The 23,135-nt window shown below is 59.7% G+C and carries 20 protein-coding genes; 4 read left to right on the forward strand and 16 right to left on the reverse strand.

From position 1 onward, the window contains the following. Positions 1–127 precede the first annotated feature (127 nt). From AC3ITY_RS30070 to AC3ITY_RS30085, 4 genes are all read right to left on the reverse strand, one after another. Positions 128–286: a YqaE/Pmp3 family membrane protein gene (locus AC3ITY_RS30070; RefSeq protein ID WP_003228885.1), complete on the reverse strand. Its 159-nt coding sequence runs from the start codon at positions 284–286 to the stop codon at positions 128–130. A gap of 83 nt (positions 287–369) precedes the next feature. Next, a complete protein-coding gene (locus AC3ITY_RS30075) occupies positions 370–690 on the reverse strand; it encodes a helix-turn-helix domain-containing protein (RefSeq protein WP_489306503.1) in 321 nt (106 codons plus the stop codon). After that, complete coding sequence (locus AC3ITY_RS30080) at positions 683–1,039, reverse strand: type II toxin-antitoxin system RelE/ParE family toxin (RefSeq protein ID WP_489311038.1); 357 nt, start codon at positions 1,037–1,039, stop codon at positions 683–685. The genes AC3ITY_RS30075 and AC3ITY_RS30080 overlap by 8 nt, the downstream gene beginning before the upstream one ends. 251 nt (positions 1,040–1,290) lie before the next feature. Further along, a complete protein-coding gene (locus AC3ITY_RS30085; RefSeq protein WP_489306505.1) occupies positions 1,291–2,574 on the reverse strand; it encodes an aspartate aminotransferase family protein in 1,284 nt (427 codons plus the stop codon). Positions 2,575–2,743: 169 nt separating this feature from the next. Here AC3ITY_RS30085 and AC3ITY_RS30090 point away from each other — a divergent pair, with 169 nt between their 5' ends. Further along, a complete protein-coding gene (locus AC3ITY_RS30090) occupies positions 2,744–3,673 on the forward strand; it encodes a LysR family transcriptional regulator (RefSeq protein WP_489306506.1) in 930 nt (309 codons plus the stop codon). A gap of 227 nt (positions 3,674–3,900) precedes the next feature. Here AC3ITY_RS30090 and AC3ITY_RS30095 read toward each other — a convergent pair whose 3' ends face one another. The 5 genes from AC3ITY_RS30095 to AC3ITY_RS30115 all read right to left on the reverse strand — a co-directional run bounded on the left by AC3ITY_RS30095 (position 3,901) and on the right by AC3ITY_RS30115 (position 11,846). Next, positions 3,901–5,679 carry an acyl-CoA dehydrogenase C-terminal domain-containing protein gene (locus AC3ITY_RS30095; protein ID WP_150725176.1) on the reverse strand — a complete coding sequence of 593 codons (1,779 nt, stop codon included), beginning with the start codon at positions 5,677–5,679 and terminating at the stop codon, positions 3,901–3,903. A gap of 175 nt (positions 5,680–5,854) precedes the next feature. Next, positions 5,855–7,651: an acyl-CoA dehydrogenase C-terminal domain-containing protein gene (locus tag AC3ITY_RS30100; protein WP_489306507.1), complete on the reverse strand. Its 1,797-nt coding sequence runs from the start codon at positions 7,649–7,651 to the stop codon at positions 5,855–5,857. Positions 7,652–7,736: 85 nt separating this feature from the next. Further along, entirely contained in the window at positions 7,737–9,029 is a 1,293-nt protein-coding gene (locus AC3ITY_RS30105) for a GGDEF domain-containing protein (RefSeq protein ID WP_489306508.1), read from the reverse strand. Positions 9,030–9,181: 152 nt separating this feature from the next. After that, positions 9,182–11,317: a cytochrome-c peroxidase gene (locus AC3ITY_RS30110; protein ID WP_489306510.1), complete on the reverse strand. Its 2,136-nt coding sequence runs from the start codon at positions 11,315–11,317 to the stop codon at positions 9,182–9,184. 310 nt (positions 11,318–11,627) lie between these two features. Next, positions 11,628–11,846: a hypothetical protein gene (locus AC3ITY_RS30115; RefSeq protein WP_489306511.1), complete on the reverse strand. Its 219-nt coding sequence runs from the start codon at positions 11,844–11,846 to the stop codon at positions 11,628–11,630. Between the two features lie 581 nt (positions 11,847–12,427). Between AC3ITY_RS30115 and AC3ITY_RS30120 the strand changes: the two genes are divergently transcribed. Continuing rightward, positions 12,428–14,218, forward strand: a complete 1,791-nt coding sequence (locus AC3ITY_RS30120; protein ID WP_489306512.1) for a hypothetical protein — start codon at positions 12,428–12,430, stop codon at positions 14,216–14,218. A gap of 79 nt (positions 14,219–14,297) precedes the next feature. On the opposite strand, the gene AC3ITY_RS30125 is transcribed toward AC3ITY_RS30120, so the two are convergent. The 7 genes from AC3ITY_RS30125 to bioB all read right to left on the reverse strand — a co-directional run bounded on the left by AC3ITY_RS30125 (position 14,298) and on the right by bioB (position 21,427). After that, complete coding sequence (locus AC3ITY_RS30125) at positions 14,298–16,103, reverse strand: phenylacyl-CoA dehydrogenase (RefSeq protein ID WP_489306513.1); 1,806 nt, start codon at positions 16,101–16,103, stop codon at positions 14,298–14,300. 278 nt (positions 16,104–16,381) lie between these two features. Beyond that, entirely contained in the window at positions 16,382–16,678 is a 297-nt protein-coding gene (locus tag AC3ITY_RS30130; RefSeq protein ID WP_489306514.1) for a pyrroloquinoline quinone biosynthesis protein PqqE, read from the reverse strand. Between the two features lie 123 nt (positions 16,679–16,801). Continuing rightward, positions 16,802–17,482, reverse strand: coding sequence for a dethiobiotin synthase (bioD, locus tag AC3ITY_RS30135; RefSeq protein ID WP_489306515.1), 681 nt, complete (start codon positions 17,480–17,482; stop codon positions 16,802–16,804). Then, positions 17,479–18,291 (reverse strand): malonyl-ACP O-methyltransferase BioC, encoded by an 813-nt coding sequence (bioC, locus tag AC3ITY_RS30140; protein WP_489306517.1) that lies wholly within the window; start codon positions 18,289–18,291, stop codon positions 17,479–17,481. The genes bioD and bioC overlap by 4 nt, the downstream gene beginning before the upstream one ends. Next, a complete protein-coding gene (locus AC3ITY_RS30145; RefSeq protein WP_489306518.1) occupies positions 18,284–19,015 on the reverse strand; it encodes an alpha/beta fold hydrolase in 732 nt (243 codons plus the stop codon). The genes bioC and AC3ITY_RS30145 overlap by 8 nt, the downstream gene beginning before the upstream one ends. Next, complete coding sequence (bioF, locus tag AC3ITY_RS30150; protein ID WP_223445573.1) at positions 19,008–20,186, reverse strand: 8-amino-7-oxononanoate synthase; 1,179 nt, start codon at positions 20,184–20,186, stop codon at positions 19,008–19,010. The genes AC3ITY_RS30145 and bioF overlap by 8 nt, the downstream gene beginning before the upstream one ends. A gap of 185 nt (positions 20,187–20,371) precedes the next feature. Continuing rightward, the gene (gene bioB, locus AC3ITY_RS30155) at positions 20,372–21,427 is read right to left on the reverse strand and encodes a biotin synthase BioB (RefSeq protein WP_489306520.1); all 1,056 of its coding nucleotides are present in this window, start codon (positions 21,425–21,427) and stop codon (positions 20,372–20,374) included. A gap of 93 nt (positions 21,428–21,520) precedes the next feature. Between bioB and AC3ITY_RS30160 the strand changes: the two genes are divergently transcribed. Together AC3ITY_RS30160 and AC3ITY_RS30165 are read left to right on the forward strand one after the other, a co-directional pair. Continuing rightward, positions 21,521–22,261 (forward strand): ComFC family protein, encoded by a 741-nt coding sequence (locus tag AC3ITY_RS30160; RefSeq protein WP_489306522.1) that lies wholly within the window; start codon positions 21,521–21,523, stop codon positions 22,259–22,261. Between the two features lie 63 nt (positions 22,262–22,324). After that, positions 22,325–23,089, forward strand: coding sequence for a TOBE domain-containing protein (locus AC3ITY_RS30165; RefSeq protein ID WP_489306524.1), 765 nt, complete (start codon positions 22,325–22,327; stop codon positions 23,087–23,089). Positions 23,090–23,135: the final 46 nt, after the last annotated feature.

The raw sequence follows: 23,135 nt of genomic DNA on the forward strand, positions 1-23,135 counted from the left end.
GAGGCGTTCCCTTCGCGGGCAAGTCGGATCGCCGCACCGCCGCTCCCACAGGTACTGTGGCATGCACAAATCCTGTGGGAGCGAGCCTGCTCGCGAAGGCGGCCGACCTGCCGACGCTCAGCTCAGCTCAGCGCTTGGCGATGATGTACACCGCATGCACGATCCCCGGAATGTAACCGCACAACGTCAGCAGAATATTCAGCCAGAACGCCCCGCCGAATCCTACTTGCAGAAATACACCCAGTGGCGGCAACAGGATGGCGATGATGATGCGAATAAAGTCCATGGGACAGCTCCTGAATGGGGTGAACTCGTTCGAGCCCTACAGCTAATCGACCTGTGCCGTTTGTCAGGGTTCAGCCCGATTCCTCAGGCCAGTATCTCCAGACCGTGTTTGCGCACGATACTCAGCAACTTCAACGCCATGCCACTGGGGTGCTTATTCCCTGCTTCCCATTGCTTCACCGTGGAAGCGCTGGTGTTCAGGTAGCGCGCAAACACCGGTTGGCTGACATTGTTGCGCTCGCGCAGTGCCTTGATCTCTTGTGCGGGAATCGCATCCGGCACCCTTGCAAGGCAAGACTCATCGAATTCACGCATGGTCGCCTTGCTGATTGCACCTATGGCGTACAAGGCACTCGCCGATTCGTGGATCGATTCCGATAGCTCACTTTTGAATTTTTTACTCATTTGGTATCTCCACAAACTCCTTTGCATCCAGCAAGCGCTGAATTTCCATTTCGGTCAGTCCACCATATGTCTTGGCCAACTCTCGCAAGTCGAGCAAATGCCTGGGACTGATATTGCTCTGATCTTTCTTTGCGTACAGGAACTGATAGACCCAATGAACACCGCCTCTGGCCAGGATAATCGAGCGATGGCGGTTGGCATTCAAACGCTTCTTCCAGACTCCGCCGCCCAAATTGTCAGCTTGGCCATTGAGCATTTCGGTGAATGCCTCCCAGAGCTCGTCATCACCGATCCAGGCCTTGGCAGCCTGCATTGCGAAGCGCTTTGTCTTGAACAACCTTGGTGACATCGGCATCCCTTCCATAAAACATACCACCCAGTGGTATAGAAATCAAAACCAACGCGACAGCAATACCGTTTCGCTGGCACCGGCAGTCCCTGCCGATTCACGCTAGAAAGCCATTGATGTGCCAACCGCTCAAGCCGAGATTGCCTGTGGAAAAACCCGGCCACAAAAAAACGCCCCACGCCAAAAATGTCGGGCGTGGGGCGTGCGTATTACCGCGAGACGGTTCTGGAATGTGTGCAGGGCGCGTCTGATCAGACGGCAATCCCTTTGAGGCACTGCAATTGCGCGGTGCGTACTCGGGAGAAGGCGCGCGCCAGGCGCAGGAGCATTTCATCGATGTTGGCGTTGCTGACATTAAGCGCAGGGGTAAAGCGCAGGCAGTCGGGTTGCGGGGCATTGAGCAGCAGGCCTTCGTACAGCGCGGCCTTGACCACCGCGTCAGCGGAGTCGTCCGACAGCGTCAGCCCCCAAAGCAGCCCTTGTCCGCGCAACTCGCCGTGATCGTAACGATGGGCCAGACGCCCCAAGCCTTCACACAGGTGCTGACCTGCTTCTGCAACGTGTTTGAGGAAGGCCTTGTCCTGCACGGTATCGAGTACCGAGAGCCCCGCCGCGGTCATCAACGCATTACCGTGATGAGTGCCGGTCACCTCGCCAATGTCGAAACAGCAAGCCTTGCCCCGCGCCAGCAGCGCGGCCAATGGCACGCCGCCGCCCAAGCCTTTGCCAAGCACGACGATATCCGCCGTGACGCCGCTGGACTGTTCCGCGAGCAAGGTGCCACAACGGCCGATGCCGGTTTGCACTTCGTCAAGGATCAACAAAATGCCGAGTTTACGGCACAAGCGCTCGACGCCCTTGAGGTAGTGCGCGGTGGCCGGGATCACGCCGGCTTCGCTCTGGATCGGCTCGAGCATGATCGCTACGGTCCGTTCATCCACGGCCGCATGCAACGCTGGCAGGTCATTGAACGGGACACGACTGAAGCCTGGCAATTGCGGCTCGAATCGGTTGATCAATGTCGAACTGTCCGACGCCGAAATCGTCGCCAGGCTGCGGCCATGGCATCCGTTGTTGGCCACAATGATTCGCGATGCACCGCCGCGATGCTGTTGACCCCATTTGCGCGCCAGTTTGATCGCCGCCTCGCAGGCTTCGCTGCCGGTATTGAGCAGGTAGGCCTGATCACTGCCGGTGCTGGCACACAGATGCTCGGCGAGGCTGAGCATGCCGCGGTTTTGCAAACCGAAGCCCGGATTGATCAGCGACTGAGCCTGGGCAGTGATTGCATTGACCAGTACCGAAGGGCTGTGACCGAGGCTGTTGGCCCCGCCGCCCTGGGAAAAATCCAGGTACGCACGGTCATCACTGTCCCACAACCATGAACCCTGGCCACGCACAAACACCTGTTTCGGCCGCTCGACACTGGGCATCAAGTACTCGCTGGAAAGGTTATCGCCTCGGGATGGCAGGGAGGCGTCCATGACCAGATCATCAAGACTGGGAGGACTACGGCGCAGACTGAACAGATTCATCTGAAAAAACCTCTGATGAGGTTTTTTGCCTTACCTATGTAAATACCATCGAAGCAAAGGGTATTCATCGCGCTCTGTGGCCCTGTAAGCCCTGTGAATGCGGTTAGACTAGGCTCAGGCGAGGCATTCAGCCATTTCGATTTCCCAGCATTTTCGATAAGTAACACTTATGGATTTCAAGCAACTGCGTTATTTCGTCGCGGTCTATGAAGAAGGCCACGTGGGCCGGGCCGCCGAACGCCTGTCCATCTCCCAGCCGGCGCTGTCCCAGCAAATCCGCCATCTCGAACAAAACCTCGAGGTGAGCCTGTTCGAGCGCAGCAGCAAACGCCTGTTGCCGACCCTCGCGGCCCACACGCTGTACAACCACGCCCTGCCTTTGCTCGATGGCCTGCAACGGGCACGGGAAGCGCTCGGCAACTTCAAGGGTCAGGCGCTACGCACCCTGGCCATCGGTGTATTGCAGACCGTGCATACCAGCCTCGTTCCACAGATGCTTGAACGGGTGCGCAAGGCGCAGCCGCATCTGGTGGTGCAGATCTATGAACTGACCGGCCTGGAAATCGAGCGGCGACTGCTCAACGGTTCTCTGGATATCGGCATCGGCTATCTGCCGCCCCGCCAGCCTGGCTTGCATGGCGTGATGCTGTACGAAGATGAATTGACCCTGGTCATCCCGGCAGAGCATCCGCTGCGTGAATTCAAGAAAGTGTCCATGAGTCAGGCCGCCGAACTGCCGATGTTGCTGCTGGGCGAGGAATTTCAGATAAGGCAGATCTGGCAGGCACAGCTGACAAACCTGGGACGTCGCCCGCAGGTGCAAGCCGAATTGAACAACATGGCCGGCATCCTCGACAGTCTGCCGCACACGCGCCTGGCGACGGTGCTGCCCGGACGCTCGCAAAAGACCCATGGCAACCACGAACTGCTGTGGAAACCCCTGAGCGAACCACGAGTGCCGCTGAAAGTCGGTTTGGTGTGTCGGGATGTGCAACGGCAGCAGGCCTCGCTGGCCTTGCTGCGGACATTGCTGGAAGAGGTGATAAACGGCCCGGATGGGCGCTTGAACAGCGCGCAGGCTCTGGATGGGACAAGCTGAAAACTTTTCTTCAGGCAAAAGAAAACCCCGCCGAAGCGGGGCTTTGCAGACTGTTTCCCTGACATCCATTTCACTCCACCATCCTGGCAGAATCCTACGTGTCCCTGTTGTTGCTTTGCGCTTCCTGCGCTACGTCCATGTGAAGTAGATTAGCTGTGGATCCAATTTGCATCTATGGGAGAACAGCAGCACGTTATGTAAGAGAATGCTTACATAACGTTACTTCATCAGAATTGTCCTGCATCCAGCAGGAACAACGATTCGCTACCGGCCTTCACCGACGCGCTCAACGAGTGAATGCGCGGCAGCAGGCGGGCAAAATAGAACCGCGCCGTGCCCAGTTTGCTGGCGTAGAAATCGTCTTGCGCTTCCTTGCCGAAAGCAGCCTTGGCCATCAGGGCCCACATGTAGGCGTACGCCACGTAGCCGAACACCTGTAGATACTCGACCGACGCCGCACCAATTTCGTTCGGATTGCTCTTCGCTCGGTCAAGCAACCACGCGGTCAGTTCATCGAGGGTGGTCACTGCGTCGTTCAGTGGCTTGGTGAACTCGGCGAGGTCCGTGCTGGCGGTCGCCGTGAAGTGACGAATCTCGTCGGCGAACAGGTTGTAGAACGCCCCGCCGCTACCCACGATCTTGCGCCCGACCAGGTCCAGTGCCTGAATGCCGTTGGTGCCTTCGTAGATCTGGGTGATGCGCACGTCGCGCACCAGTTGCTCCTGGCCCCACTCACGGATGTAACCGTGGCCGCCAAAGACTTGCTGGCCGTGTACGGTGGTTTCCAGGCCGAGGTCGGTCAGGAACGCCTTGGCCACCGGGGTCAGCAACGCCACCAGGTCTTCCGCACGCTTGCGGGTGGTTGCATCTTCGCTGAACTTGGCGGTGTCCAGTTGCATCGCCACGTAGGTGGAGAACGCACGGCCACCTTCGTTCGAGGCTTTCATGGTCAGCAGCATGCGACGCACGTCCGGGTGGACGATGATCGGGTCAGCCACTTTGTCCTTGTTCTGCGCGCCGGTCGGCGAACGGCTTTGCAGACGGTCGCGGGCGTATTCCACGGCGTTCTGGTACGAACGCTCGCCAGTGGCCAGGCCTTGGATACCGACACCCAGTCGCTCGTAGTTCATCATGGTGAACATCGCAGCCAGACCTTTGTTTGGCTCGCCGACCAGGTAACCCACGGCTTCATCGAAGTTCATCACGCAGGTCGCGGACGCCTGGATGCCCATCTTGTGCTCGATCGAACCGCAATTCGCCGGGTTGCGCGCGCCCAGGCTGCCATCGGCATTGACCATGAACTTGGGTACCAGGAACAGCGAAATGCCTTTTGGCCCCGCCGGTGCATCCGGCAGCTTGGCCAGCACCAGATGGATGATGTTTTCGGTCAGGTCGTGTTCGCCACCGGTGATGAAGATCTTGGTGCCGCTGACCTTGTAGGAGCCGTCGGCCTGAGGCTCGGCCTTGGTACGGATGATCCCAAGGTCAGTACCAGCGTGTGGCTCGGTCAGGCACATGGAACCGGCCCAGATGCCGGCGTACATGTTCGGCAAGTACGCGGCTTTCAGCTCTTCGCTGGCGTGGGCGTTGATCGACAGGCAAGCGCCGGCGGTCAGCATCGGATACAGGCCGAACGACAGGCTGGCGGAGTTGACCATTTCTTCGACCTGGGCCGAAACGGCTTTGGGCATGCCCATGCCGCCGTAGGACGGATCGCCACCGACACCGACCCAACCGCCTTCAGCGTAGGTCTGATAGGCCTGTGGGAAACCTGCCGGCGTGGTGACGGCACCGTCCGCCCAATGGCAACCTTCTTCGTCAGCGGCACGGCTCAGCGGTGCGATGCTTTTGCTGGTGACTTTGCCGGCTTCTTCCAGGATGGCTTCGACCGTTTCTGCATCCACGGTTTCAGCCAGTGCAGGCAGTTCGGCCCAGAGTTTGGCGACCTCGAAAACTTCATTGAGGACGAAGCGCATATCGCGCAGGGGCGCTTTGTAGTCAGCCATGGCAAACCTCGCAAGATCTATACAGGTGATTCACAGGAAGAGTGTTTTCGTTGGGTCGGAGTGTAACCCAACAACTTTTGCGACACATAGGGTCAACTCATGACCGTTTTGTTATTTTTAGTCACCGACAAAAAAGCCCGCGCAAGGCGAGCTTCTTTGTAACGGATTTATATGACTAAAGCGCAAACAACTCCGCCGGCAGTTGCATCAGGCAATCGCTACCCGCCTCTATGGCCGCCCGATGAGCCGCAGTGCGCGGTAGCAAGCGCTTGAAGTAAAACTCGTTGGTCGCCAGTTTGCCCCGGCAGAAGTCGCCATCACCGCTGCCAGCATCGAGCTGCGCCTGAGCCACCAGCGCCATGCGCAACCACAGGTAGCCGAGGATGATGTAACCGCTGTACATCAGGTAATCCACCGACGCGGCACCGACTTCGTCAGGGTTTTTCATCGCCGCCATGCCGACCTTGGTGGTCAATTCACCCCACTGCTGGTTCAGTTGATTGAGCTGCGCCACATACCCGGCCAGTTGTGGATGCTCGGCGTTCGCCAAGCAGAACTTGTGGACGATTTTGGTGAACCTGCGCAACAGCTTGCCCTGACTGCCGAGTACCTTGCGCCCGAGCAGGTCCAGCGCCTGAATGCCGTTGGTGCCCTCATAGATCGGCGCGATCCGGCAGTCGCGTACCAGTTGCTCCATTCCCCATTCGCGAATGAACCCGTGGCCGCCAAACACCTGCATGCCATGGTTGGTCACCTCCAGCCCGGTGTCGGTCATGAAGGCTTTGCAGATCGGCGTGAGGAACGCCAGCAAGTCTTCGGCATCCTGACGCGCCGTTTCATCCGGGCTCAGGTGCGCCACGTCCAGTAGTTGCGCGGTGAAGTAGGTCAGCGCGCGGTTGCCTTCGTTGAAGGCTTTCATGGTCAGCAACATCCGTCGCACATCAGGGTGCACGATGATCGGGTCGGCGGCTTTTTCCGGCGCTTTCGGGCCGGTCAGCGAGCGCATCTGCAAACGGTCGTTGGCGTATTTGATCGCGCCCTGGAAGCTCGCCTCCCCTAGACACAGCCCTTGCATGCCAGTGCCCAGCCGCGCGTGGTTCATCATGGTGAACATGCAGTTGAGGCCCTTGTTCGGCTCGCCGATCAAGAAGCCCTTGGCCTCGTCGAAGTTCAGCACGCAGGTGGCCGAGGCCTTGATGCCCATTTTGTGTTCGATCGAGCCGCAGGACACGCCGTTGCGCTCGCCCGCTTCGCCCGTCGCATCGGGCAGGAACTTGGGCACGATGAACAGCGAAATGCCCTTGGTCCCGGCCGGTGCGTCCGGCAATTTGGCCAGCACCAGGTGAATGATGTTGGCGCTCATGTCGTGCTCGCCGGCGGAGATGAAAATCTTGCTGCCGGAGATCGCGTAGCTGCCATCGGCCGCAGGTACGGCGCGGGTCTTGATGATGCCCAGGTCAGTGCCGCAATGGGCTTCGGTCAGGCACATGGTGCCGGTCCATTGGCCAGCGGTGAGCTTCTTCAAATAAGTCTGCTTTTGCGCCTCGGTGCCATGGGCGTGGATCGCCGACATCGCACCGTGGGTCAGGCCGGGGTACATGCCCCATGAGGTGTTGCTGGAACCCACCATCTCGCTGATCACCAGGCCCAGAGAGATCGGCAACCCTTGACCGCCGTAAAGCGGATCCGCCGCCAGGCCATGCCAGCCGCCCTCGACATATTGGGCGAAGGCCTGCTTGAAGCCTGCCGGCGTGGTGACCACGCCATTGTCGAAGTGACAGCCTTCTTCATCGCCGCTGCGGTTGAGCGGCGACAGCACGTTTTCACAGAACTTCGCCCCTTCTTCGAGGATCGCATCGACCATGTCCGGGCTGGCATCGGAGGCCCCCAGCGCGGCGTAGTTGCTGTGAAAGTCGAAGACATGGTCGATCAGAAAGCGCATGTCGCGCAAGGGAGCTTTGTACTCGGGCATGGTCATTCTCCGTCGGCAGATTTCTCCAACCTACTGCTGCCGACCACGCCTCACAATCACTTTGCACTCGCTGAATGCGCCATCATCACTCAACCGTAGCGGCGTCCATGCGCACGGCGCCACGGCGGTTCTGCCCGAACGCCATCACGCAGTTGCGCCCGGCGCCCTTGGCGCTGTAGAGCGCCTGGTCAGCGGACTTGAGCACCTCTTCGGGGGTGCGTTGATCGATGCGTTCGGCAACGCCGATACTGACCGTCACCGACACACTCGACGCACCGGAACCGGCACGCCGCTGGCGCCCCTGATTATCGTCCTGCGGGCGATTTTCCTGATTGCGCAGTTGAATGTTGTAAGTGGCGATGGACTCGCGGATGACTTCCAGGTGCGGCATGCACTCTTCGAGGGTCTTGCCTGCAAACACCAAGGCAAATTCCTCGCCGCCATAGCGATACGCCTTACCGCCACCGCCGATTTTCGACAGCTTGCTGGCCACCAGCCGTAGCACCTGGTCACCGACGTCGTGGCCGTGGGTGTCGTTGAATTTCTTGAAGTGGTCGACGTCGCTCATGGCCAACACGTAGTTGCGCCCCAACCGTTGCATGCGTTCATTCAGCGCACGACGGCCCGGCAGTCCGGTCAGTTCGTCGCGGAAGGCCATTTGATAGGCTTCGTGGGCAACGGCGGCGGCGATCATCAGCATCACCTGGCTGCACATGATGTTCAGCGTGAATGGCAGGATGAAGGTTTTCGGCAACATCCAGAACAACCCGAGCAGCCCCACCAATTGCGCGGCATGCAGCGGTCGCGGGTTGCGCCAGTATTGCCAGGCCAACAGCAGGAACGCTGCCATGAACACCGGATAGGACAACTGGATCAGGCTCATCCAGGCGCCATGCAAGGCAGGCCAGCGAATCTCCGACAGCCAGATCAGCAGCGCATGTGGATAACTTTGCTCAAGCCCCAGCGCCACGCAGCCGACCGCCAGCAATACCGCGAAACGCGCCACCATGTCCTGGAACAGATGGGTGCGTTCCTGCCACGCCGCGAACACGCCAAACAGCAGCGGCAGCAGCAGGCAACACAAATGAAAGACCACGGCGGCATCGTCACGCACCTTGCCGTTGTCGCGGTAATAGTCAGTCTGGGTGTCGAGCAGGAAGTAGGCGATGTACACCGTGACCATCAGAAACAGTTCACGCTGGCGTCGGTAAACCGCGCAATAGGCGCCACCGAGCAACAGCACCAGGGTGGGCAACACGTTGAACAGCGACGTGAAGAAGACGTTCAGATCCTTGATGTAAGCAGCCGCAAGCCCCGCCAGTAACAGCACTAATGACGGCAGGAAATGACTGAAACGTACAGCAGATGAGCGCGGCAAGGGTAAAGCTCCGACCCGTCAGTTCAATAGATGGCATTGTGCCCACCCCCTTTAACGGCAGAAACCCCGATTTGCTGAGTGAAATACTGAGGTATTTGTAAAAAGACGTCACTGGCGTCCATCAGCCGCCAGTGACGCAAGGGCAAATACGGTTACAGATCGTTGTTGAACGGTTGCAGCGGCCCTTCCAGCGCCGTGCGTCCTTCGGCACCGACCGGGTTGAGCTGGATTTCGGCGTCCTTCGCCTGCCGGGTAGTGATCTTCGGACTGGCCGGTTTTTGCCCGACCGAGTTTTCATCACCCTTTTCGCCCTGTACCAGCACCAGCGACGGATGATCAAATGGCGCCCGTTCCCAGGCGACCCGAGGGTCGGTCAGCCCGACTTCCATGAACTTGACCAGCGCATCCACTTCATCCGGGGCCAGGTTCAGACGGGTGATGTCCGGATCAAGATTGGAGCCGTTGTGCTGATTGACCGCCGGATGCTCGAAGCCGCTGGTGTTGCTGGCATCTTCACCACGCCGGTCGCCGCCGCGGTTGTAGAACTCCATCACCTGTTGCAGCGTTGCGCGACTGCCGTTGTGGAAATACGGCCCGGTCAACGCGATATTGCGCAAGGTCGGTGTCTTGAAGGCGCCATCGACCGCATCGCGGAAACCGACATTGGGCTTGAGCGTCGCATCACAAGGAATGGCCGGGCTCAAAGGCGCTTCGAAGGTGCACACATCGACTTCCAGCGGGTCAGGGATCTGGCCGCCCTGGAGTACGGTGTTGTACTCACGGGTGAAAGACAATGGATTGCCCCACGCATCCGAGCCACCGAGTGCCAGGTCCTCCGACGTTGGACGCACCCCGGTGTTGTAGAAGCCGTTGTCATACAGCGTGATCAGGTTGTCGGCCATGACCATGCGTTCGATCCGTTCCCGAGGTTGGAACAGCAAGCGGCTGCCGGCATTGGTCAATTCCGCGCCGCCGTGGCAACTGACGCACTTGCCCTTGCCCAGGAACAGATTCATGCCCTGGACCTGCTGGTCGTTCATGGCCGCATGATCGCCCTGCAAATAGGCATCCAGCGGCGCCTGGTCCGAGATCAGCGTGGACTCATACATCTGAATCGCCAGCCCGAAGAACAGCGGGAAGTTCGCCTCCATCTGGGTGTAGGGGGCGCCGCCCAACAAGACCTGCTGCGTGGCATTCCACAGACGCGGCTGGAACGCGTTCTTGATCAATTCACGGTAAGTCGGCCGACGGCCGCCGGACACCGGCCCGAGTACTGAGTCGGTTGACGATATCCGTTGCTGTTTGAGCATCAAGGTGTCGAGCATGCGCCGGCCGATGTCGGCGAAGGTACGCCCGCCGCAGGACATTTCCACCGGGCTGCCGGGCGGCCCTACCGCTTGCGAGGCGGCGGAAGCATCCTTGAGCGCCAGCCTGACTTTGGTCGCCACGCCACTGCGATCGCTGGTCACGAAAATCCCGGCGTCAGGGTCGCGATTGCCGAACGGTGAGAAACCGTTGAATACGTTGTTGGCCCGGCCATCCCAGAAGTTGCGCACGTTGAACGCAGCGTTGATCACCGTCGGTGCGTTACGCCCGGTACTACGGCGAACATTGATACCGCCCACCTGGAAGATACCGTCTGGTTGCTGAATGCACTTGTCGAACCGCGACTGATTGGGCTTGACGAAGTTGGCGTCGAACACGCCTTGGGAGCCGATCACATCATCGCTTGAATAGACAATCGCCGAGTTGCGATCCAGCGGATCGGCCAGCACGTGGGTCGGGAAGTCGCTTTTCTTCAGCAGGTAGTTCGGACCGCCCTTGCCACCGGACCTGGTGGTGTAGCTCGGCACGTCGCCCGGAATATCCGACGCGGTAAACGGCTTGTTGAAGATCGACGAGACGTTCGCATTGGTATTCGCCTGGCCCGGGTTGATCTGGTTGGTGGTGCGATGATCGACACCCGCGTGGAAGTGGCAGGACGCGCAAGCGGTGGAGCCGTCACTGCCGATCTCCATATCCCAGAACAGTGCCTTGCCCAGGAGCACTGCCGCCGAGCGATTGAGCACGTAGTCGGTCATCAGGTCGACCTTGCGCCCGCCTTCGGTTCCTGAAGGGTCGGGAGGCGTCATGCCGCGCAGTGACTGCAGACTGGGCACGTCCGGCACGGCCAGAACGACCGGGTCTGCGGCCCAAACGCTCATGACGGGCAGGCCAATGGCGAAGAGCGTCATCACCATTGCACGGGGCAAGCAGGTGGTTCGAAAGATGCTCAAATACTTAAACATGACGACGTTCCCGAATCAGCACGGAGTAGTCAGGCTCCGCGGTTGCCCTGTTGCGAGATGAGCTCATCGCCATGAATCTTGCTGCTCGCTTGAGTAACCACATCAACTTGAAGTTGCATGGGCAATGCGAGACCTAACTGGCAAAGCACTCTCGTGGCCCAGGCCTTTTTAAAGAATGATATTTCGCACCACTGGGTAGTGCTTGATGAAACTCTAGCCGCAACAAAACATTTCAACATGAAAATTTCAATATTTTTTATTTAAGCCAAATCAAGAAACACTACAAATAACAGAAGCCGTGCACTATTCCTCAGTTCTGGTTGATCTTCACCCCATTATTGGGTGCCATTCCCCAAACAGCCCGCATCAGGTGATCACCAACGACCTCTAAACGCCAGCATTTAAAGGGCGTCACGCCACCAGACTGCGTTTCTTGAAGCTGGCAGAGTATTTGCTCATCCAAACACCCCAGTGTAAGCGGCACTTTAAAAAACACCTGTAAAACCGCATCGCCAGCCAATAGAAACATCCATCAAACCTATAAAATCCATTCGTGCGCAAGTTGCACTGCGCCAGCTATTGCCTTTTTTATTTATACCTCCCACACAAGAATATTTTCTCGCCACCCTCTTCAACATCCCTGTTGCACACCTACGACCTTAGTAGTATTTAATAGACAACACTTCTCAACTACTACTAATGGAGACGCACCTACTAGAACTTTTAACAACACTCCAAACTTGGGCATATATCCCCACCCACTTCGGTGTTAACCACATAACATATAACTATATGTATATCACCAACATCAGCGCAGCCCGCATTTTTGCTGGCTAACAAGGCGACTGAACCAATCAGGCACGACTACTGCTATGTGCCCCTCAGGCTCAAGGAAATGTCTCTCGCGTTTGCGTCCGTAACCGGCCAACGCAACGCAGGTGAAAGCATCCGAACGGCAAGTGACGACAGTACACAGGCACTTATCCCGCCGGATCGAGCCCCAATTCGACACTCACGGCTTTGCGTTTTTCTTGCGCAGGATTCAGCGCATCAGCAGATCCGCGATCTCGATCGGCCGGCAATTGGTCCTGCAAGATTCTGGAGTGAGCCATGAGCTTATCTTTGTTCGAAAAAACGCTCGCCATACCGCTGCTGCCTCACAAACGATTCAACCGCATCTTCAGTCGCCATGCTCTGCTCGCCAGTGTCGTCGCTGTCGCACTGGCCATTGGTGGTGCTGGAGATGCATTTGCCAAAAACGGAGCTGGCGGCGGCGGCGGTGGAGGTGGAGGTGGCGGCGGGACTGCCAAGCCCCCGGGTTTGCCCTCACCGTTCACGACACCCACACTGCCCGATCCGATTTTTACAAACCCGACTGCGATTCATGGGTTTGACGTTACCGGTTTTATCCAAAACATGACCCTGGACACCACCAATGCGAATTGCCCCAATACCAGCGAGCCGGGCCGCTTTGGGGGGACCGTCCAGTTGAACGGCGTCACGATTGTTGTCCCTTGCAACACCGTTATGCAGATGCCGGCCAACACCCTGACCTGGGCCGACTTCGTCAGGGGTGGAACCCTGGCGCTCGGAAAATCACCGGCAGCCTACCCCTCGTTCGAGATCCATGTGGTAGGTAATACTGTCTCCAACAAGCAAATTGCCGGGCTGATCTTTGTCTCCCAGCAATCAGTCAATGCGGGCAGCGGCGTCATCACCCGGATCGACTACACCAACGGCAACCTCGAAGTTGACAGCGGGAACCCGACGCAACCCACGATCATTCAGATCAACGATCCGAATGGACGTTTTGGCCGTGCCCAAAGCCCCGACCCACGCTTCTCCGTCGATGATGCCAACCCGACCATCCATGCCGCCACCGGCTACCCGATGTGCGTGCCGCGCACGATTTCCGGGGACGATGCACTCTGCCCACAGAAAAACCGGCCACAAGTGGTCACCCCGACCACGACCAACAACTGCCGCAACTTCAGCCAGGCCGGCGTCACGCCTCCGGCCAGTGGAGAGCTCTCGGGTCCAGCGGTGGGGCAGGTCTATTGCAGCCAGTACGTCATGAAGAGATTCAGCGATGCTACACGCACGGCGACGGACCCCGACCCGACACAACAGGCACCCTTCGAAGTCGGCGACTTCATCAGCTGGTCCGGTACTCTGTTCAAGTCAGCAACAACGGGCCTCCCGGACTTCATCTCTGCACACACGATCGAGGCGAATGTCGGGATCTACACTCAGCCTGGTTCGCAGCCCAGCTACCTGGCTATCGGGGAATTTGGCATCGGTACGGCCGACCCGGCCGCAACGGCTATCAGCGGAGTAGCCCAGGAGACGCAGGACCGGATTTTCCTTGAAGCCTCGACCACCGACATCCAGACCCCGGTCGACATCTATCTGATCGATGTCAATCCATCGACAGGCGTGCAAACCAATCGCTGGATTACACCCTATGAGATGACGGGTGAATGCAACCCTGCGCTGGGCCTTGCGGCCAGTTGCCTGGGAGCCTCGGGTGGTATTACCACACAGAACACCGGTCCTCAGCCACAACGCGCCAGATTACGCGCGACCAAAGCGCCCACCGGGCTGCTTAGCCAGCCGACACGTACCTTGCGCGTCGTTGCGCGGTCACTTTGCGTTCCACAGCTAAGCTTGTCCCAGCCCGGCGTGGACAGTTGCATCCAGAACGCGGGCAGGCTGACCGTCGCCAATGGACTGATTGCCGGACAGTATGTGGCGCCGGTGTTCGAGTTCATCTTTCCGGAAGGCGTCAAGCCTGGCGATCCCGTCGTCCCGAACGACTTCTGGCACCTGCCGTTCATACGTAACGGAGAAGGCGTGGGCACCCCGACTGGCGTCGGCCCTCTGGACCCGACGCCATGGTGAGCATGGCCTGACCACCGCGCAAAAAAAAACCGCCGCTCCCGGAGGAAGCGGCGGCTTTTTTGAAGGACTGTGTTAAGGCTTAGTAGCCCAGGTCGAAGTTCTCTTCTTTCATGTCCATCAGGTTGTTGGCGCCCGACAGCATGGTTACGACGTGAGTGCGGGTACGCGGCAGGATGCGCTGGAAGTAGAAGCGCGCAGTCTGCAGCTTGGCGGTGTAGAACGCCTCTTCGGAAGTGCCGGCAGCCAGTTTCTCGGCAGCCAGGCGCGCCATGTCAGCCCAGAAGTAGGCCAGGCAGGCGTAACCGGAGTACATCAGGTAGTCCACGGAGGCCGCGCCAACTTCTTCGCGGTCTTTCATGGCAGCCATACCGACCTTCATGGTCAGCTCGCCCCATTCCTTGTTCAGTGCAGCCAGCGGTGCGACGAACTCTTGAACCGCTTCGTTGCCTTCGTTGGTCTGGCAGAACTTGTGGACGATCTTGGTGAAGCCTTTGAGCGCCTCACCTTGAGTCATCAGCACTTTACGGCCCAGCAGGTCGAGTGCCTGGATACCGGTGGTGCCTTCGTACAGCATCGAGATACGGCTGTCGCGAACGTTCTGCTCCATGCCCCACTCGGCGATGAAGCCGTGACCGCCATAGATCTGCACGCCGTGGTTGGCCGATTCGAAGCCGACTTCGGTCATGAAGGCCTTGGCGATTGGAGTCATGAACGCCAACAGTGCGTCGGCTTTCTTCTTCGCCTCGGAGTCCACGCCGTACTTGACGATGTCGACCTGCTTGGCGGTGAAGTAAACCATCGCTCGGTTGCCTTCGGCGAATGCCTTCATGGTCAACAGCATGCGGCGTACGTCAGGGTGCACGATGATCGGGTCAGCGGCTTTGTCCGGTGCTTTCGGGCCAGTCAGCGAGCGCATCTGCAGACGGTCGCGAGCGTATTTCAGGCCGCCCTGGAAACCGACTTCAGCGTGGGCCAGGCCTTGCAGCGCGGTACCCAGGCGTGCGGTGTTCATGAAGGTGAACATGCAGTTCAGGCCTTTGTTCGCCGGGCCGATCAGGAAACCGGTGGCGCCGTCGAAGTTCATCACGCAGGTGGCGTTGCCGTGGATGCCCATCTTGTGTTCCAGGGAACCGCAGGACACGGCGTTACGCGCACCAACCGAACCATCAGCGTTCGGCATGAACTTCGGCACGATGAACAGGGAGATGCCTTTGGTGCCAGCCGGTGCATCAGGCAGGCGGGCTAGTACGATGTGGACGATGTTGTCGGCCATGTCGTGTTCACCGGCCGAGATGAAGATCTTGGTGCCAGAAACCTTGTAGGAACCGTCGGCCTGAGGCTCGGCCTTGGTGCGCAGCATGCCAAGGTCGGTGCCGCAGTGCGGCTCGGTCAGGCACATGGTGCCGGTCCACTCGCCGGAAACCAGCTTGGTCAGGTAAGCCTCTTGCTGCTCAGGGGTGCCGTGCTCGGAGATGGTGTTCATCGCACCGTGCGACAGGCCTGGGTACATGCCCCACGACCAGTTGGACTCGCCAACCATTTCGCTGATGGCCAGCCCCAGGGACTCCGGCAGGCCTTGGCCGCCGTGCTCTACGTCGTGAGCCAGGCTCGGCCAGCCGCCTTCGACGAATTGCTTGTAGGCTTCCTTGAAGCCAGTCGGGGTCTTGACGCCGGACTCGCTCCAGGTGCAACCCTCGATGTCGCCCACGCGGTTCAGCGGAGCCAGTACCTGCTCACAAAACTTGGCGCCTTCCTCGAGAATGGCGTCAACCATGTCCGGAGTTGCGTCGGCACAAGCCGGAAGGCTCTGATAGTGCGCTTCGTAGCCGAGCAGTTCGTCACGAACGAAGCGAATATCACGCAAGGGGGCCTTGTAGTCAGGCATAGCGATAAACCTCTGCTGATGTAACCGGGAATGAACGACCGCGTTGATTTGTTGTTGCGATCAAACAGTTGTTTGAAACATACGTTTACGCCGAAATCTTGTCAAGCGTCGATCTTTTGCCGTTCGTCATCGCAGGCTTGGACACACAGGCACACGACAGCGCAGCCGCGCTTTCGAAGCAGCCCGCCACACTGAAAAGATTAGTTGAGCAAGAAAGACTTACGCAGAAAAACGCCGCGAACAGGCGCGGCGTTGGAGGGTGCGGATTCTTTAAAGAATCAAGCGTAGGTATCGATCAACGTCCCGAGCACTTCGTCGGCTGCCTTGGCGACTTTCACGCCCAGTTCCGCCTGAATCTTGCCTTGGGCCATGTCGACCACGCTGCTGGCCAAGTCCGATTGCCGGCTGCGATCAACCGATCGCAGACGATCGACCTGCGCCTCTGAGGACTGGCTGGTGACCGAACGTTCGATGGTGTTATTGGCGATCTGCCCGGCGGCTTGATCGACACGGTTCTGCCCTGCCTGAAGGGTGCTCAGACCGGCATAAAAAGCGGTGCTTCCTGAGATTTCCATGGGAAAACTCGTCCTTTCAAAGGATCAACAGCGGCCATTGAAGCAGAGTGGCTGGTAAAACACCCGTCAAAAACACTAATGGCACAGTGCCTTATCATAGGTAAAGCCCGCATTGCAAAAACGTCAGTCCAACAGGTCCAGTTGCAAGTGCTCGGCCACTGCCTCGGCCGTAACGGCCTTGAGTTTAGGCACACGCCCCAGGCACGGCGCCGGGATGCGCTCGGCAAGGGTGGCCAGGTTTTCTTCCAGCCGCGAGGTCTTGGGATCGATGATATTGGCCACCCATCCCGCCAGTTGCAAACCGTCCCGGGCAATCGCTTCGGCGGTCAACAAGGCATGGCTGATACACCCCAGCCGCACGCCGACCACCAGGATCACCGGCAGCTTCAATGCGATAGCAAGGTCCGACAGATTGTCCTGATCCGCCAAGGGTACGCGCCAGCCGCCGGCGCCTTCGATCAGGGTAAAGTCCGCCTGCATGCTCAAAATCTGCCGCATCGGCGCCAGCAACGACTGCACCGTCAGCGCCACGCCCGCCTCTCGCGCCGCCAGATGCGGGGCAATGGCCGGTTCGAAGGCCACCGGATTGACCTGTGCATAGGTCAGCGGCAGCGAACACTCCGCCAGCAAGGCCAGTGCATCGGCGTTGCGCAGGCCTTTGGGCGTCACATCACAACCGGACGCGACCGGCTTGCCCGCCGCCGTGCTCAAACCCGCCGAACGCGCCGCATGCAGCAGCCCCGCAGCGACCGTGGTTTTACCGACATCGGTATCCGTGCCGGCGATGAAATAGGCTGCGCTCATAAGGGTTTCTCCAAAACGGCGTACACCACTTGATAAGTCGCCGGCAGTCCCTGGGCCTGACGAAACTGCTCGTAAGCCTCAATCAGACCCAGAATCCGCGCCCGGCCGGTCAAGCCACCCGGCCGCCCGGGATTGAGATTGTGCGCACCCAACGCCTTGAGTTCATGGGTCAGGCTGCGCACATCCGGGTAATGCAGCACGTGCGCGAGGTTTTGCAGACTGAGCACCCTCAAGCCGCTGGCCGCACACAACTGCTGATAAACACCAAACGCCCGGAAGCGATTGACGTGCACCATGCCGTCGACCTGCCGCCAGCTGTCGCGCAATTCGAACAACGTCCCTACACACAGACTAGCAAACGCGAAAATGCCACCCGGTTTCAGCACCCGAAAGGCTTCACCGAGCACCGAGTCGAAGTCCGCGCACCACTGCACCGCCAGGCTGGAGAAGATCAGGTCGCAGGTCGAATCCTGCAGTGGCAATCGCTCCGCATCGCCGGCCACGAAGTGCGCGGCACCGCCCAATGGCCGGGCGTGGTTGAGCATGCCTTCGGCGATGTCCAGCGCCACACCGTGGCAGCCCGGAAACTGCTCACCCAAGGCACGACTGAAATGCCCGGTGCCGCAGCCCAGATCCAGCCAGCGCTGCGGTACAAAGTCCTGCGGCAAGCGCCCGAGCAATTGGCTGCCTACGTCTCGCTGCAACTCGGCCACGCTGTCGTAGCTTGCCGCCGCGCGGGAGAATGAGGCTGCTACCTGGCGCTTGTCAGGCAAGGCGCCGGGCAGGTTGGGAAAGGATAGATCAGTCATCGCCGGACTCATGCAAAAAGGCCTGGATCGCCCCCGCCACACCGTGGGGATCCTCCAGGAGAAACGCGTGGCTGGCCTGTTCAATCAGACCGATTTCGACATCCGGCAGCAGTGCCAACAACTCGCCCGCCGCTTCCACCGGCACCAGCCCGTCGAGGCCGGCGAACAGATGCAGTTGCGGACCGCGGAACGATTGCAGTGCCTGTCGTGTATCGAGTTGCGCGAGCACTTGCAGACCACTGAGCAGCACCGGCGCGGCGGTGTTCGGTGCGCCACCGAGCAACAACCGCGACAAGCCGCGTGGGTCTTCGGCGCCCTGGGCGCAGAGCAGTGAAAAGCGTTTCAAGGTCGCGCGCGGATCGGCTGTACATCCCGCCAGAAACGCATCGAAGGTTTCCCCGGGCATGGCGCTTGACCATTGATCATGGGCGACAAAAGAAGCGTTGCTGGCCAGCGTGAACACACCACAACAGCGATCGCCACGCCGGGCCGCCAACTCGCAGGCGAGCATGCCGCCCAATGACCAACCGCCAAGCCAGGCGTCTTGCGGCAAGGTCGAATCAAGCTCATCGAGCCACTCTTCAAGATCGCTCGACTCCAGCTCCGGCAACGGTTCGATCTCGACGTGCAGGTGCTCATCCAGGCCGCGCAAGGCCGCCGCCAGAGGCTCCAGCGGTGAAACGCCAAGGCCCCAGCCGGGCAGCAGAATCAGACGATCACGCATGGCTTGGCTCCGGCTTCAGTTGCTGAAAACAATCGGCCAGTCCGTTTAACAATAGCTGTACCTGGGCCTCACTGTGGGCAGCCGTTAGCGTGACCCGCAATCGGGCGCTGCCGGCGGGTACGGTCGGCGGACGAATCGCGGTCACCATCAACCCGCGCTCGCGCAGCATCTGCGAAAGACGCACCGCGCGCCCCGCGTCACCGACCATGATCGGCTGGATTGGCGTGAAGCTGTCCATGAGTTCCAGGCCAATCTGTTCGGCACCGTGGCGGAACTGGCGGATCAGCGTCTGCAAATGCTCGCGGCGCCAGTGTTCGCTGCGCAGCAGTTCCAGGCTTTTCAACGTGGCGCAGGCCAGCGCAGGTGGCTGGCTGGTGGTGTAGATGTAGGGACGGGCGAACTGGATCAGGCTTTCGATCAGCTCTTCGCTGCCAGCCACAAAGGCACCCGCCGTACCGAACGCCTTGCCGAGGGTGCCGACCAGCACCGGAACGTCATCCTGGCTCAAGCCGAAGTGTTCGACGATGCCGCCACCGTTGGCACCCAGCGGTCCAAAACCGTGGGCATCGTCGACCATCAACCAGGCGCCTTTGGCCTTGGCTTCTCGGGCCAGCGCAGGCAAGTCGGCGATATCACCGTCCATGCTGAACACGCCGTCGGTGACGACCAGTGTATTGCCGGTGGCTTTTTCCAGGCGTTTGGCCAGGCTCACCGCGTCGTTGTGCAGATAACGATTGAACCGCGCGCCGGACAACAGCCCCGCGTCGAGCAGCGACGCATGATTGAGCCGGTCTTCGAGCACCGTATCACCCTGCCCCACCAGCGCCGTGACCGCGCCGAGGTTGGCCATGTAGCCGGTGGTGAACAGCAACGCGCGCGGGCGACCGGTCAGGTCGGCCAACGCCTCTTCCAGGGCATGGTGCGGGGAGCTATGGCCGATGACCAGATGTGATGCCCCACCACCCACACCCCATTTCGACGCGCCAGCGCGCCAGGCTTCGATCACTTGCGGATGATTGGCCAGGCCCAGGTAGTCGTTGTTACAGAACGCCAGCAACGGCTGGCCATCGACCACCACTTGCGGCCCCTGCGGGCTTTCGAGCAGCGGGCGCTGGCGGTAGAGGTTTTCGGCACGACGGGCAGCAAGGCGTGCGGCGAGATCGAAAGACATGCAGGCCTCGGGTCAGATCATAAAAATCGAAGTAAACACGATCCCTGTGGGAGCGGCGGTGCGACGATTCGACTTGCCCGCGATGACTAGTCACATTCAACACATATGTTGACTGACCGATTGCTATCGCGGGCAAGCCCGCTCCCACAGTGTTTTGCGTTGCACCAAAAGAATCGATGCAGACTTCAAACCGCCGCGTTATAGAACTGCTCGCTGCTCTTCTGCTCCACCAGCGCCTGCTCGATAGCTGCCTGATGCACTTCGTCGGCGTGCTCTTCGCGGGCTTCCGGCAGGATGCCCAGACGCGAGAACAGTTGCATGTCCTTGTCGGCCTGCGGGTTGGCGGTGGTCAGCAGTTTGTCGCCGTAGAAAATCGAGTTGGCACCGGCGAAGAACGCCAGGGCCTGCATCTGCTCGTTCATCGCTTCGCGGCCAGCGGACAGGCGTACGTGGGATTGCGGCATCAGGATGCGGGCGACGGCGAGCATGCGGATGAAATCGAACGGGTCGATGTCGTCGGCATTTTCCAGCGGCGTACCGGCGACTTTCACTAGCATGTTGATCGGCACCGACTCCGGATGCTCCGGCAGGTTGGCCAGTTGGATCAGCAGATTGGCGCGGTCATCGAGGGACTCGCCCATGCCGAGGATGCCACCAGAGCAGATTTTCATCCCCGACTCACGGACGTAGGCCAGGGTTTGCAGGCGCTCGCTGTAGGTGCGGGTGGTGATGATGCTGCCGTAGAACTCCGGCGAGGTATCAAGGTTGTGGTTGTAGTAATCGAGGCCAGCGTCGGCCAGCGCAACGGTCTGGTCCTGATCGAGACGACCGAGGGTCATGCAGGTTTCCAGGCCCATGGCTTTCACGCCTTTGACCATTTCCAGCACATACGGCATGTCTTTGGCCGACGGGTGCTTCCACGCCGCGCCCATGCAGAAGCGGGTCGAACCGATGGCCTTGGCGCGAGCGGCCTCTTCGAGGACCTTCTGCACTTCCATCAGCTTTTCTTTTTCCAGGCCGGTGTTGTAGTGACCGGACTGCGGACAATATTTGCAATCTTCCGGGCAGGCGCCAGTCTTGATCGACAGCAGGGTCGACACCTGGACGCGGTTGGCGTCGAAATGCGCACGGTGCACCGTCTGCGCCTGGAACAGCAGGTCATTGAATGGTTGAACGAAGAGTGCTTTGACTTCGGCCAAAGTCCAGTCATGACGCAGGGTTGCAGTGGTGCTGGCACTCATGGGCGTTTCCTTTGAATTATGCTTTGGCATGCGGCTGGGTAATGGAATGTCACAGTCGCTTCACAGTTGTTTCGGCATATTTAAGGAAGAGCGATGCGCTGTCAACCACGATACGAAGGACCGGTTTACATCTGGTTAAAAAACAAACAACCATGCCTTTTGTGCGATGAAACGGCCGACGGCATCTCCCCTGTCTGCATGGCCTGCGAAACCGAGTTGCCCTGGCTCGGTGATCATTGCATCACCTGCGCCCTGCCGCTCCCGGCCGCGGACCTGACCTGCGGCCATTGCCTGAAGCAGCCACCGGCCTTCGAACAAGTGATTGTCCCCTGGACCTACAGCTTTCCGGTAGACAGCCTGATCACCCGCTTCAAACACAACGCAATGTGGCCGTTTGGCCGCCTGCTCGCCGAACTTCTCGTTCAATACCTGCAACATCGCTTCGAAGACGATCTGCAGCGCCCCGATGCGCTGATCCCGGTGCCGTTGGCCAACCGACGCCTGCGCCAGCGTGGGTTCAATCAGGCGGCGATGCTGGCTCACTGGTTGAGTGCGAGTCTTGATATCCCTTGCGACGAACGGTTGCTGCTACGCACCCAAGACACCGACGCCCAACAGGCCTTGAACGCCGAAGCCCGCCGAAAAAACCTGCGCAACGCTTTCGCCCTGGCATCCGGCGCCGTCGTCAAAGGCCTGCACCTGGCCCTGGTCGACGACGTACTGACCACCGGTGCCACGGCCCAGGCCCTGGCTCGCCTGCTGATGGACGCCGGTGCGGCGAGGGTCGACGTCTATTGCCTGGCCCGTACGCCCAAACCCGGCGAGACACCCTGACTTGACTCACGCGGCCCAAGCGGCCAACGTCCTCACCATCGTCACCACCCAAAGCGACTTGTCATGTCTTTGCCAACCTTATTGTCCCAGCACATTGTCCGCCGTCCGCAGCGCATTGCCCTGCTGCAGCACATCGCCGAACAAGGCTCGATCACCCGCGCGGCAAAAAGCGCGGGCCTGAGCTACAAGGCCGCCTGGGATGCGATCGATGAGCTGAACAACCTGGCGCAGAAGCCGCTGGTGGAGCGGATCGTCGGCGGCAAGGGCGGCGGCGGCGCGCGCCTGTCCAACGAGGGGGAGCGGGTGTTACGCCTGTACCAGAAGCTGCAAGCCTTGCAGGCCCAGGTGCTGGAAGCCGCCGAAGACGCGAGCGACCTCAACCTGCTAGGGCGCCTGATGCTGCGTACCAGCGCGCGCAATCAGTTGCACGGAAAGGTGATTGCGATCGAACCTCATGGACGCAACGACCTGATTCGTCTCGAAGTCGCCGAAGGCGTGATCGTCGACGCGCAGATCACCCACGACAGCACCGAGCGCCTGGAGCTGCAAATCGGCACCGAAGTCGTGGCATTGATCAAGGCCGGCTGGCTCGACGTGTTGGAAATCGACTCCGTCGAAACCCCTGGACACAATTGCCTAAGCGGCATCATCGAAAAAATTCTCGACGCCGACGATGGCCCCAGCGAAGTGCGCATCACCCTGCCCAACGGCCTGACGCTGTGCGCATTGGCCGAACCGAAGCATCTGCAGGCATTGGGGCTGACGTCCGGTAAACCGGTGCGCGTGGAGTTTTCGCCGTCCAGGGTTCTGCTGGGCACGCCGCTTTGAACAAAACTGCAACAAAAGATTCATTAATCATCATTAAGGTGTCTGC

This window comes from Pseudomonas sp. GL_091 (genome assembly GCF_057837725.1).